Here is a 12777-nt window from a genome sequence, read left to right on the forward strand (position 1 = left end):
TTTGATTTACATCAACCACTGTGAAAGCAATCGATTAAATATTGACTCATTTCGAACAAATTCTAATCGATAGCTCAGTTAGCCGAGCCCGAGAGTGAAGCAAATCGGTATTCTCAAACATTGTAGTCAAGAAAGAACGGTATCTGGTCGGTGGAGTGAATAATAGGAAATGGAGAGAAAGGCAAAACCAGCCTATTCAACTGGCTTTATATTTATTTGACAGCATCGCGTTTGTCTTTGTGACTTGTTGTCGCTAAATCTATCTTCTAGCTTTGTTGTAGCAGCGTTCTGGGCGGCCTACTGACCCGTAATTTAAGTCAGCCACTAACTCGCCAGTCGTGATTAGAAATTCCAAATAGCGTCGAGCAGTGGTTCGACTCGCTCCAATCCGTTCACCTGCTTCATCTGCTGTAATATCAGCAATGTCGGCTTGTTGAAAAATGGCTCTAATTTTATCAAGCGTTACGCCATCAATTCCTTTGGGTAATGTTGACACTTTTCCTGAGTCCGCTTTCGCGTTGGCTTGCAGCATCTTATCGACCAAACCTTGGTTCAAATCAGACACACTTTCAAACTCTTGCAGCTGCGATTGATATTTTTTCAGCGCCGCTTCTAAGCGAGGAAACATCACAGGTTTGAGCAGATAGTCCACGACTCCACCGCGCATTGCCTGTTGCAAGGTATCGACGTCTCGCGCAGCAGTAATCAAAATCACATCACAACCCTGATTACTACCACGAACGTGGTTCAAAATATCAAGCCCGCATCCATCCGGCAGATACACATCCAACAAAACCAAGTCAGGCTTTAATATGTCTAATTGCATTAACGCTTCAGACTGCGTGGTCGCAATCCCCACCACATCAAAGCCACCCATCTGTTCTAAATAACGATGGTGTAGCTCTGCAATCGCAATATCATCTTCAATGACCATGACTCTCGTGATTGCGCTCATTTATGTTCTTCCTTTAACCATGCTTTTTCCGTCACGATGATCTTCACTCGATCACTTCGCGCTTAATTATTATTGTGCTTCTTTTGGCAGATAAACCGTCATTCGCGTACCAAAATCGTGGTTGTCGACCATTTCAAGCTGTCCTTGATATCGGTCTGCCAGTTGCTTTATTAAATACAAACCGACGCCGCGATTCTGTTTCGCTTTGCTTGATACGCCTTTTTCGGTGAGTGCTTTCGTCGCCAAGTCTTTCGGCAAACCACACCCTTTGTCTTCTACTTCTACGATAATTTCATTACCAAAATCACTGATTGAAACTTCAATAACTCGACGCGCTGGAGTAATTTGACCCTCTTGCTTAATAGCCGTCATAGTGGCATCAAAGGCGTTATCTATCAGGTTGCCAAGAATTGTGACAACGTCATCCGCGTTCAGCCAGCTAGGCAATGCTTCAAGCCTTGAGCCTTCTTCGACTTTGAGCTCTAAGCCTATTTCTCTCGCACGCTCCGTTTTCCCCAAGAGCATGCCTGCAATGAGCGGGTCTTTAACGGTTTCACGCAAGAACTCGATCAAGCTTTGATAGTGTGCTGTTTCTTGGCCAATCAGCTGCTGTACTGAATCCAACTCGCCCATCTGGATCAAGCCACTAATGGTGTTGAGCTTGTTTTGATGCTCATGGGTTTGTGAACGGAGTAAATCAGCATACTCTTTGGTTTGTGAGAGCTGGTCTGTTAAGTCGTTGATTTCATCTCGCAATCGAAAGCTGGATACCGCCCCAACGACTTCACCCGCCACGATAATTGGGCTGCGGTTGGCAACGATTCGCTTATTGTTCAGGTACAGCTCGACGTCGTGATCGGTTTCACCAGTGGATAACAGTTGCTCTAAATCACTGCCGGCCAATACATCTGAAAGGCGCTGCTGGTTTAGTGCAGACTCTCTATCGATAGACAAAATATCGCAGGCACTCTTATTTATAGAACGTAAAATTCCGTGCTTATCGATACTCAGAATACCTTCTTTCACGGTACTCATAGTCACATCTAACTCGACATACAGTCGGCCGATCTCTTCGGGTTCAAAGCCTAAAATAGCGCGTTGAAAGCGACGAGACACATAGCTTGAAATCAAAGCGTTGACCGCAACCACCAGCAACGCCATCACAATCAAAAAGGCTAAATAAGGTTCGATTCGGTCTTGTAACGAGTCCAACAAATAGCCAACCGACACCACGCCAATGACAGTGCCTTGTGGGTCTTTAACCGCGGATTTCCCACGGACAGAGAAGCCAAGTGATCCTTTGGCCGTCGACACATAAGATTCACCCAACACCAATGCTTTTTGGTTATCACCACCGCGCATTGGTTTACCAAGCCTGTCGTCATAAGGGTGAATCAGGCGGATACCTTTATCATCTCCCACAACGATAAACGCCGCGCCAATGAGCTGGGTAAGGTTTCGAAATTTAACTTGAGTTTCTTCAGACAGAACGTAGGGAGCGCCATTAGGGCCCATCGTTCCATTTTCTTGAATAATGCTGGTGACAAGTGGCGATTCAGACAGAAATTCAGCAACACCTAACGCTTTCAAACCCATCTCTTGTTCTTGAGATTGTTTGATATAATAAAAACCAGCCGCTGAAAGTATCAAAAGTTCAACAAGACCAGTGACCGTCATGATAATCAGCAGCCTTTTACGGAAGCTGATACTACTCCATTTCATATTCCACCGTCCCTAGTGTTAGACGAGCAATGTTAACACCAAGTTAATTAGATGACCTTTCTACGTACGCGAATTTGTGACTGTTACTCAACTAAATAATTGAGCAGATTATTAATTGATAATCCTTTACGTTGTTCACCTCGATTAATCGTTCGCTTTTAGAACGGATTAGCTTAAAAATCAAAATAAACGAATAAACATTGAGCTAGATCACTAAGCTTTTAGGTGTTTTTTAGGTTGTTTAAAATAAATACAATTATAATAGTTGCATATGAAGAAGTTTATTGTTGCCAAGCCATCAGTCATGATTTTCAGACTCTGCTTTAAATCGAAATTTCGGTTAACAAAAAGACAACAACTCTTCGCTCACTGGACGTATCTATAACGAAACGTTGCACGCTCGCCGCTAGGATTGTTGAACAAACAGGTTATCAACCTAACCTCATTCATACATCTCTATTCACACTATAGGCCAGCATGACAACTCAGAGGTGCCTGATAAAGCAGCGCCCAATAATAAAACATTGATGAGCAGGAAGTATCGATCAGTGGCAACGTCCAATAGAAACAGGATTAAAAACATAACGTATAAACATTGTTGAAAAGGAAACCAGGCAATGAAACGCGATAATTTTGGAATTTGTCTTACTAAGACCATGCTGTTCAAACACTTGCAATCGACTTTTACTCACGTAAGAGCCTATGAGAAAGACGGTACCTCCCCTCTCGATCTCAAGGTATTGTTAGCGTTCCCGCAAATGTCGGGCAGAGATTTATTACAAACAATGCAAGGCTCAAGACAATTGGTGTGGCGCGCCGATCACCATTGTCCTGGCTTTAAATAAGCCACTTCATTTTGTAAAAACGCTTCTATACTGAACTTAAAAAGCACGCTTATGCGTGCTTTTTAAGTTTCATTTATCTCTGATACCCTCATCACTCAATCTTATTTACACTTGGTTAACGAGTTATGAGACTGTCTCCAAGTGTGAGAGAATCTAATCAAGACAAATGACTATTGCCCTGTTAACATTAGAGTTAATACTCTAATTTGGTATTTAATGCAGATGACCAAACCAAAATTTCGATACCTTGCGATCGCCAGTATGCTTCTCGGCACTGTGACTTCGCCAGGCTATGCTGCCCCGCTCACTTTTTCTGAAGCGTGGCAAATATTACAAGAAAACAACAACTCACTTGCGGCTCAACAAGCCAATGTTGAACGTTATCAACATCTTCAGAACTCAACGAGTAGCCTCAACTTGCCTTCTATTACCTTAGGGGCTAACTACACGCACCTTGATAGTGACGTGACGATTAATGGTGAGCAGTTCACTGACAGCTTAAGTGGCGTGCCAAATTTAGGCGCAGTTGGAGGTATTCTTCAGCCTATATTAAGTGGGCTTGGCGGCGTTACCTCAACCATTACAGAACAAGACATCTTTAGCTCTTCCATTCGCGCGGTTTGGCCTATCTTCACAGGCGGGCGAATTACCGCTGCGCAAAATGCTGCTGAAGGTAAAAGCGAAGAAGCGCAAAGCCAGTTGTTGATGGAAAGACAAGCTCGCTACGAAGACTTAAGTAAATATTACTTCTCGGTGATCTTAGCGGAAGACGTCGTGAAAACGCGTCAAGCCGTTGAAGCTGGCTTAACTCAGCATCGTGATTTCGCCATCAAGCTTGAACAACAAGGGCAAATCGCACGAGTAGAACGCTTGCAAGCGGATGCGTCACTAGACAAAGCGGTTGTCGAGCGAACTAAAGCTCAAAACGATCTTAAGATTGCTCAATTAGCGCTGACTCAAATCCTTGGCCAGAGCCAAAGTGTAGAACCTTCAGAGCAACTGTTTATCAATAAGAACCTGCCTCATATGGATGTGTTCATTGATCAAACACTCATGACCTATCCCGGCCTTAAGATTCTTGATGCAAAAGAGAAACAAGCAAGCAGCTTAATTAAAGCTGAGAAAGGTAAATACTATCCAGAAGTGTACCTTTACGGTGATTACAGCCTGTATGAAGATGACTCTCTCGCCAGCGAAATGAAACCCGATTGGTTAGTTGGCATTGGTGTGAATGTGCCGCTGCTTGATACTTCTGGCCGTTCAGACAAAGTAGCCGCCGCTCACAGTGCTGTCTCACAGGTTCAATTCCTGAAGTCGCAAGCTAAGCAAGACTTAACCGTGTTGGTACAGAAGACTTACCTTGAAGCAAACCAAGCAATTGAAGAGGTTCAAGGCCTCAACTCAAGCTTGGCTTTGGCTCAAGAAAACCTATTACTCCGTAAAAAAGCCTTCACTCAAGGACTCTCGAACTCGCTAGAAGTGGTTGATGCAGAGCTCTACCTTGCGAGCATCAAAACCCAACAATCTGCTGCGCGATTCAAATACCTAATCTCTCTGAACAAGCTATTAGCGCTAACCAGCGAAATGAATGCTTACTCGAGTTACTTAACCTCTTCTGTTCCGTCTGACTTCGACTCAAAAACAGACACCGATAGCCAGTCAAAAGGATAATTCATGAAACCTATTAAGCCCCTTCTTCTATCTTTAGTTGGTATCGGCGTTATTGGCTGGGTCGGATACAGTTTCTACCAAGCTTACCAACCTCAGCCGGTTAAGCTTCAAGGTCAAATCGATGCGCAGCAATACAGCATCTCATCGAAAGTACCTGGCAGAATTGATGAAATATTCGTGCGTAAAGGCGATTCAGTTGAAAAAGGCGAATTGATCTTTTCTCTTCTTAGCCCTGAGATTGACGCGAAGCTAGAACAAGCAAAAGCAGGTCAAAAAGCTGCTGGCGCATTAGCAAAACAAGCAGAGAATGGTGCCCGTACTCAGCAAATCCAAGCCGCTAAAGACCAATGGTTGAAAGCAAAAGCGGCAGCCGATCTTATGGACAAAACCTACCAACGTGTAAACAACCTTTACAACGATGGTGTCGTTGCCGAGCAAAAACGCGATGAAGCAAAAACACAGTGGCAAGCGGCGAAGTACACCGAAAGTGCTGCGTTCCAAATGTATCAATTAGCACGAGAAGGCGCTCGTGACGAAACCAAAGTGGCAGCCGCTCAAAAAGCATTAATGGCGGCAGGTGCGGTGGCGGAAGTTGAAGCTTACGCAAAAGACACACAGATCCACAGTTGGTTTAATGGCGAAGTGTCTCAGGTGCTATTAAGCAGCGGTGAGCTCGCACCACAAGGTTTCCCTGTTGTGACTGTTATCGACACCAAGGATGCATGGGCAGTACTTAATGTGCGTGAAGATATGCTTAAGCATTTCGAGAAAGGCAGCCAGTTTGAAGCGTACCTACCGGCTCTGGATAAATCATTAACTTTCCAAGTGACTCACATCGCCGTAATGGGTGATTTCGCGACTTGGCGTTCAACAGACGCAGCACAAGGCTTCGACTTACGTACTTTTGAAGTAGAAGCGCACCCTGTCGATACGAGCGAAACACTGCGTATGGGCATGAGCCTAGTGGTTGAGCTTTAGGTGACGTATGTCTGCTAACTTTCGATCTACAGATTCGCAATCTAGAGGCTCGCAATCAACTGAGCATCATAGAGCGAAGAATACCTTGCTTAGGCAGTGGGCGATTGTCCGCAAAGACAAATGGTTGTTGTCTTGCCTAACTTGGATACCTTTGCTTCTTGCTGCCAGTATTTGGCTGATTTTTTCGCAAGGGATCGCTCGTGACTTACCGGTTGCGGTTGTTGACTTGGAACACAGCCAAATTTCGCAGCAGTTCACACGCCTTGTTGATGCATCACCAACGCTGCAAGTCACTCAGAAATACAGCTCGGCGAGTGAAGCGGCGAAAGCGATGATTGAACGTGATATCTACGGTTATGTTGTGATGCCAAGGCATTTTGACCGAGACCTTCTGCTCGGATTGAATCCGCAAGTGTCTGTGTTCTACAACAGCCAATTTATCTTGATAGGTAAGCTAGTGAATTCGGCGTTGTTGCAGGCTCAGGGGACTTTTAACGCGCAACTTGAGGTCGTTAAGCAGTTATCACACGGTGATACCACGGTGCAATCCGCATTAGGCCAAGCAGTAACAGTGCAAAGCCAGATCACGCCATTGTTCAACAAGAACACCAGTTATGCTCAATTCTTGGTGTCTGCGGTTATTCCAGCGCTATGGCAGATCATGATTGTGGTGGGCACGATATTGGTTTTGACGGCGAACGTTAGAGCACGTGGTCTTCATGCTTGGTTATCCAACGCCCCTATGAAGTCACTAACATCAACACTAGCGCCCTACCTTGTCTTGTTTTTGATGTTTGGTATCGCGTTTAGCTTTTGGTTCTATGTCCTCTTAGACTGGCCGTTTAACGGCAGTTTTGTGCCACTGACCGTCGCCCAACTGCTTACCGTCATCAGTTGTATCGTCATGGGTTGTTTGTTTTTCTTCTTAACGCTTGATCCAGCAAGGGCGATGAGTTTCGCTGGCGCCTTTACAGCACCAAGCTTTGCGTTCATGGGCATTACCTTTCCAGTAACCGACATGAACACTCCAGCGCAAATCTGGAGAAGCTTGTTGCCCGTGAGTCACTACATCGAAGTACAAACAGCACAATCAAGTTATGGCGCGAGCGCGGCACAGTCGCTTATCAGCCTCTCCTCGATGTTGTGGTATGCGATTCCTGCTTTCGTGGTGATGTTGTTGATTAAGAAACACTTGGCGCAATCGGCTCTGTCTGCACAAACGGATCTAACAGCCCAAGCAGTTCTATCTGCAAAAGCGACGCCTTCAACACCTTCAACACAGCAAGAGAAATCTGAACAATCAGCACCACAAGGAGTAAAACGATGAGCTTTACTCAACTGCTCAAGCAAGAACTGTTAGCGGTACTGCGTAACCCTGTTGTACTTCTTACGGTATTTGGTGGTGTGGTCTTCTATTCATTCTTGTATCCATTGCCTTACACGCACCAAGTTCCTCAGCAGCTTAGAGCCTCGGTAGTAAACTTGGACAAGAGTCAAAGCAGCTACCAATTAGAACGAATGGTGGATGCCACCTCTCAAATCGAATTGGTACGTCGAGACTCCAGCATCGCAGATGCAAAACAAGCCGTACTTAACCAAGAGATCGGTGGGTTCCTCGTCATTCCAGAAGATTTCTATAAAGACCTGCTGCTCGGTAAGAGCCCGACGCTTTCTTACGCCGGCGATGCTTCTTACTTCTTAGTGTATGGAACCATTGTTGAAGGACTTGCCAAGGCAGGTGGCACGTTAGCTGCACAAGTTAAGGTCAGTCACTTGTTAGTAGAAGGAGTGCCTTTAGAATCCGCAGCCAAAGGCTACAGCGCGTTTAGCTTGAACCTAAAACCAACGTTCAATAGCCGCATGGGATATATCGATTACGTGGTTCCAGCCGTCTTTGTGTTGATCCTGCAACAAACCTTAGCCATGGCTTCTGGTTTAGTTGGGGCAACCCAAAACGCTCAATCTACGTTTGGCTATTGGAGTAAGACCTCTCCGGCGAAACTGATGCTTGCTCGCTGCTGTACCTTAGTTGGTATTTATTACTTGTTGTCGATGTACTATTTCGGCGCGAGCTTTTCGATGTATGGAATAAATTTGCTCGCCTCAACGACACAAATTTTGACCTTACTGCTGCCCTTCTTATTGGCCAGTTGTTTGATCGGGATTTTTATTGGTGAGCTAGTGCCAAGAAGAGAGTTAGTCACGGTTGTGGTGTTAATCAGTTCAATGCCGCTGATTTTCTCTTCAGGTTTTATCTGGCCTGTTGAAATGATGCCTGAATGGTTAGTACTGCTGTCACAGTTATTCCCAAGCACACCAGCTATCCAAGGTTTCTTAGCGCTTAATCAGATGGGTGCATCTTGGCAAGAAGTGGCATCTCAATGGACATTACTATGGGGACAAGTCACTTTATGGGGTTCGTTATTAGCACTTAAGCTTTACCACAAGTCGAGTAAACGTATCACTGGCTCGGTTTAACTCTAGTATCTAAACGCTAAACGCTAAACCTCATGTTCATCGTAAATCATTAAAAATGGCTCTGATAAAGGGCCTTTTTAATGCCCTCTGGCCTAACTTCATCTTCAGCCATCAATTGTTTAAACACTTCACAAGCACATATCGAATAATCAAACTCGCCGACTTCCCTGTGATCCCCCACTATACTTCACCTTAGCCCGTCGCTATAACAGCCACTGCATATGCCTTTTGCAACCTAAAAAGCATCGACTTATTCCAAAACAATGACAAAACCCGAACAATTGTAAATTTATTGTAAAAATTTCTTTGAGGGTATTATTTTTATGTATAGGATTATCAGTAGGGCTTGGTAGGCCGAATACCATAGTCTGATTGGTTCACATACCAAAAGGATATCCATACAAAGCAAGATCAGTACTTATATTTATTTCGTTTTTCGACCTAGCTACAGCCGTTTATGTTGCCGTCTAATGAAGTAGATAAATCACTGAAATGTAAAAAATCAAATAAAAAACAAACACAACAGCAGCAAACATAATTTAATAAAAAGACAGGGAAAACCATGAAAAACTTACGTGAATTATTTTTTGGGTTTATATTATTGTTTAGTTCCAGTGCATTTGCAGAAGAAGGATCATTTAGTCAAAGTATCAGTAACTTGAGCCAAAGTGTTGATGGTTTTTTCAATGACTACACAGGTTGGTTCGTTGGATTAATATTTAAAAGTGTTCCACTTGGTGAAGCAAACTTCCCAATCATTGTTGGCTGGCTATTGCTCGCTGCGATCATCTTTACTGTTTACTTTGGCTTTGTTCAATTTAAACGTGTCGGGATGGCAATAGACATTATTAAAGGTAAGTACACAGACCCTAACTCCAAACACGAAGGGGAAGTTTCTCACTTTCAAGCGTTAACAACCGCGCTTTCTGGAACTGTTGGGCTTGGTAATATTGCCGGTGTGGGTGCTGCACTCGCAATTGGTGGTCCTGGTGCGACATTCTGGATGATCTTGTGTGGTCTTCTGGGTATGGCGTCTAAGTTCTGTGAATGTACCTTAGGTGTGAAATACCGAACTATTCTACCTTCCGGTGTTGTTTCAGGTGGTCCAATGTACTACCTAAGCCAAGGCCTAAGCGAAAGAGGACTCGGTGGACTAGGTAAAGCCCTTGCAATTGGTTTTGCGTTAATGTGTATTTTAGGTGCGTTGGGCGGCGGTAACATGTTCCAAGCTAACCAAGCACATGCCATGTTAACTTACGCATTCGATGTACCGAGTGAATACGGTGTGATCACTGGCCTTGTACTCGCTGCTTTAGTTTTCTCTGTGATTGTTGGTGGTATGCCTTCTATCGCATCGGTAACGGAAAAAGTTGTTCCTTGGATGGCTGCTCTGTATATCGGTATGGCTCTGATTGTTATCGGTTCTAATCTTGATCAAGTTGGCCCTGCGTTCAGCGCAATCTTTACAGGTGCATTTACCGGTGAAGGTGTGGTTGGTGGATTCATTGGTGCCCTAATCCAAGGTCTAAAACGTGCAACATTCTCAAATGAAGCAGGTGTAGGTTCAGCAGCAATTGCTCACTCAGCAGTAAAAACAAAAGAACCAATCACTGAAGGTCTTGTATCACTACTAGAACCATTCGTTGATACGGTAATCATTTGTACAATGACGGCATTGGTAATCACTATCGCTGGCTTAAACGTAGGTCCATATGATGGAACAGGTTTAACGGGCGTAACGCTTACTGCTGCATCGTTTACTGAAACGGCAGAAGTGTTCAAATACACACTTGCTCTCGCGGTAATCATGTTTGCGTTCTCGACGATGATTTCTTGGTCGTACTACGGTCTTAAGGCTTGGACTTACCTATTTGGTGAAGGCAAAACAACGGAACTGATTTTCAAAGTGATGTTCTGTGTGTTTGTTGTTATTGGTGCGACGATTCAGTTTGGCGCGGTAATCGACTTCTCTGATGCAGCCATCTTTGCGATGTCTATCTTCAACATTCTTGGCCTGTACTTCCTAATGCCTGTTGTGAAGAAAGAACTGCAATCATTTGTTGCTCGTGTGAAATCAGGTGAAATCAAAACTTACGATAAATAACGTTTAGTAGAATGATGTTGATCTGATAACTAGTTTAGGTCTCATAACGATACAGTTCTAATAAACGAGACTGTTCTAAAAATTTTTGTAAGACCCTTTGCTTGAGAAAGCGAGAACAGGACTGCAACTTATCCAAATCCCTACGAGCTTTGCTTGTGGGGATTTTTATGCCTGAATGGTTGGGCTATTTACTATCCTCAATGCCCTGCTCACTCTTTTCACTCTTTTCACCATCATGTTCAACGTCGAAACGACGAACTAATTCTTCTACTTCGATCATCTCTTTTTGCGCTAATGGCGAACAACAATCATCGAGACAATAAGCTATGGTGCAGTTCTCACAAAGGTACTCTGGCATCACTTCATCCCTTGTCGTCAAAGCAGCCAAATGCGAGCTAGCAATCGACTGCGTGTTCATCCTGAACAATACTATTATGCAGCGACTCTGATCTGAAAATATGTATGCAAAGTCATTTAATAGACAACAAGTAACATATCATTGTGGATATACGTAACTATTCACAAATATCTAAGCAAACAATGAAAACACTCAAATAATCAATAATGGGAAAGCATCGGATCTATGCTCCCCAGAAAACGCAAAACGCCCACATCACGTGTGTGATGTGGGCGTTTCAATATTTACTGTAAACTATCTTTGGGTTGAATAAAGCCTGTGGCTTATAGACCCATCTCTTCAGTGAGCGTTTTGATCTGCTTAAGATCCATGGTGTGGACTTCAATCATTTGTCTGATATCACTCAGACGAGAGTTGGCGTTATCCTGCTTCTCACACGCGTCAGATTTAGCATCCCATGATGTGCCATCTAAGAAAACGTCGCACGCTTTCTTTAGAGAACCAAGGTTCTGCTCAAGTTCATTTTTTTCTTTCTCAAGCTTTTCAAGTTCTTGAGAGATCTGCAATTCTTTTCGGAAAACTTCACGCGAACGCTCAAACAAGGTCGATTGCATGTCAGCCTGACGATTAAGTTTCTGGTTGTCTTGCTGAGTTTGCTCTAACGTTTGCTTCTGTTCGTTTAGCTGCTGCTCTAACGAGTAGTTCGCTTTCTCTAAAACCGAAGACTGCTTCGCTAGGTCTTGGAGCTCTTTTTGATGTTCTTCTGTTTGTTTTACTAGAGCGGCTTCTACTTTTGCATCGATTTCGGTATCGACTTTTGCCACTTTAGTTTCAACGGATGTCATCAACTGTGTTTTGCTGTCATTCAGTTCTTGATAACGAGTTTCGAGTACCTGATAAGTGGACTCCCACTTCGAAGCCGTGATTGTAGAACCGATCAAGCCACCTAACGCCAAACCTATAACCGCAGCAATGCCGATATAAAGCTGACTGCGCTTATCGCGTTCTTCAATAACAACCACTTCATCTTGTTCGCTTTGTCCAGATTGCTGGTTCACTAGCGGGTACTCCCAAAAATTTGTTTAACGTTACACGGTCACTGATACTGATACTGATACTGATACTTTAAGCTCAGTTAAACCTATTGCCCAAGCCAGAAGCACTTGAGCTTTGCTTACACGTTCGTCTTATCTACTCAAAGACAGGTTTAACGAGTTAACTCCGAAATCATCAAGCTCGCCGTATACAAAAGGAAGCTGCTAACGATAACGATCACTACCCCTTTTTGCAGTTTTTCGTTTGTCCGGTAACGAAACAGCACAAATGCCAAAGCCAATAAAAAAACAATCGCTATTAGTCGAGTCATAACTCCTCCTTGTTTCTCTATTTTATACCATTTAAATAAGCAAGTTACGTCAGAGACTCGTTGTTTGATCATTTAGTTGAACAACATTTAAGCAAACAGATATTTTGTAGCTGACATCACATTTTATATGATCTAGGATACGTCTACAGATTACCTAATTATTTAGGTAATTGTTCCGATGAAGACTGCAGGAGAGTGGTTTTTAACTAAATATTAACATTTAGTTAGATTGACCCGCCGAAGAAGTAAATCTTTCAGGTGCTTTATGCTGGAGAAATCCAGAAAAGTGAGGACTGTCGT

11 protein-coding genes are annotated in these 12777 nt (G+C 43.7%); 6 read left to right on the plus strand and 5 right to left on the minus strand.

Features of this window, described 5'->3' with window-relative positions; genetic code table 11:
* Positions 1-259: 259 nt before the first annotated feature.
* Both AC3CIA_RS08975 and AC3CIA_RS08980 read right to left on the minus strand, forming a co-directional pair.
* Positions 260-955: a response regulator gene (locus tag AC3CIA_RS08975; protein WP_004733584.1), complete on the minus strand. Its 696-nt coding sequence runs from the start codon at positions 953-955 to the stop codon at positions 260-262.
* Positions 956-1024: 69 nt separating this feature from the next.
* On the minus strand, positions 1025-2677 hold the full coding sequence (locus tag AC3CIA_RS08980; RefSeq protein WP_017093985.1) for an ATP-binding protein: 1653 nt from the start codon (positions 2675-2677) through the stop codon (positions 1025-1027).
* 617 nt (positions 2678-3294) lie between these two features.
* Here AC3CIA_RS08980 and AC3CIA_RS08985 point away from each other — a divergent pair.
* The 6 genes from AC3CIA_RS08985 to AC3CIA_RS09010 all read left to right on the plus strand — a co-directional run bounded on the left by AC3CIA_RS08985 (position 3295) and on the right by AC3CIA_RS09010 (position 10753).
* Positions 3295-3522 (plus strand): hypothetical protein, encoded by a 228-nt coding sequence (locus AC3CIA_RS08985; RefSeq protein WP_004733582.1) that lies wholly within the window; start codon positions 3295-3297, stop codon positions 3520-3522.
* 216 nt (positions 3523-3738) lie between these two features.
* Positions 3739-5193, plus strand: coding sequence for a TolC family protein (locus AC3CIA_RS08990; protein ID WP_054547677.1), 1455 nt, complete (start codon positions 3739-3741; stop codon positions 5191-5193).
* A 3-nt stretch (positions 5194-5196) separates the two neighbouring features.
* On the plus strand, positions 5197-6171 hold the full coding sequence (locus AC3CIA_RS08995; RefSeq protein ID WP_054547676.1) for an HlyD family secretion protein: 975 nt from the start codon (positions 5197-5199) through the stop codon (positions 6169-6171).
* A 7-nt stretch (positions 6172-6178) separates the two neighbouring features.
* A complete protein-coding gene (locus AC3CIA_RS09000) occupies positions 6179-7498 on the plus strand; it encodes an ABC transporter permease (RefSeq protein WP_488517982.1) in 1320 nt (439 codons plus the stop codon).
* Positions 7495-8649: an ABC transporter permease gene (locus AC3CIA_RS09005; RefSeq protein ID WP_488517983.1), complete on the plus strand. Its 1155-nt coding sequence runs from the start codon at positions 7495-7497 to the stop codon at positions 8647-8649. Before AC3CIA_RS09000 ends, AC3CIA_RS09005 begins: the two co-directional genes overlap by 4 nt.
* Positions 8650-9211: 562 nt before the next feature.
* The gene (locus tag AC3CIA_RS09010; RefSeq protein WP_054547673.1) at positions 9212-10753 is read left to right on the plus strand and encodes an alanine/glycine:cation symporter family protein; all 1542 of its coding nucleotides are present in this window, start codon (positions 9212-9214) and stop codon (positions 10751-10753) included.
* Between the two features lie 184 nt (positions 10754-10937).
* Here AC3CIA_RS09010 and AC3CIA_RS09015 read toward each other — a convergent pair whose 3' ends face one another.
* The 3 genes from AC3CIA_RS09015 to AC3CIA_RS09025 form a co-directional block, all read right to left on the minus strand.
* Complete coding sequence (locus AC3CIA_RS09015; RefSeq protein ID WP_488517984.1) at positions 10938-11171, minus strand: hypothetical protein; 234 nt, start codon at positions 11169-11171, stop codon at positions 10938-10940.
* Positions 11172-11434: 263 nt separating this feature from the next.
* Positions 11435-12169, minus strand: a complete 735-nt coding sequence (locus tag AC3CIA_RS09020) for a chromosome partitioning protein ParA (protein ID WP_102492239.1) — start codon at positions 12167-12169, stop codon at positions 11435-11437.
* A 149-nt stretch (positions 12170-12318) separates the two neighbouring features.
* Entirely contained in the window at positions 12319-12477 is a 159-nt protein-coding gene (locus tag AC3CIA_RS09025; protein WP_048659466.1) for a hypothetical protein, read from the minus strand.
* Positions 12478-12777 lie beyond the last annotated feature (300 nt).

Source organism: Vibrio sp. QJM3NY_27 (genome assembly GCF_057785955.1).

Coding starts and splice junctions, on each gene's coding strand:
- AC3CIA_RS08995 (WP_054547676.1), top strand. CDS start 5,197: ATGAAACCTATTAAGCCCCTTCTTCTATCTTTAGTTGGTATCGGCGTT.
- AC3CIA_RS09005 (WP_488517983.1), top strand. CDS start 7,495: ATGAGCTTTACTCAACTGCTCAAGCAAGAACTGTTAGCGGTACTGCGT.
- AC3CIA_RS08975 (WP_004733584.1), bottom strand. CDS start 955: ATGAGCGCAATCACGAGAGTCATGGTCATTGAAGATGATATTGCGATT.
- AC3CIA_RS08985 (WP_004733582.1), top strand. CDS start 3,295: ATGAAACGCGATAATTTTGGAATTTGTCTTACTAAGACCATGCTGTTC.
- AC3CIA_RS09000 (WP_488517982.1), top strand. CDS start 6,179: ATGTCTGCTAACTTTCGATCTACAGATTCGCAATCTAGAGGCTCGCAA.
- AC3CIA_RS08990 (WP_054547677.1), top strand. CDS start 3,739: ATGCAGATGACCAAACCAAAATTTCGATACCTTGCGATCGCCAGTATG.
- AC3CIA_RS09025 (WP_048659466.1), bottom strand. CDS start 12,477: ATGACTCGACTAATAGCGATTGTTTTTTTATTGGCTTTGGCATTTGTG.
- AC3CIA_RS08980 (WP_017093985.1), bottom strand. CDS start 2,677: ATGAAATGGAGTAGTATCAGCTTCCGTAAAAGGCTGCTGATTATCATG.
- AC3CIA_RS09015 (WP_488517984.1), bottom strand. CDS start 11,171: ATGAACACGCAGTCGATTGCTAGCTCGCATTTGGCTGCTTTGACGACA.
- AC3CIA_RS09010 (WP_054547673.1), top strand. CDS start 9,212: ATGAAAAACTTACGTGAATTATTTTTTGGGTTTATATTATTGTTTAGT.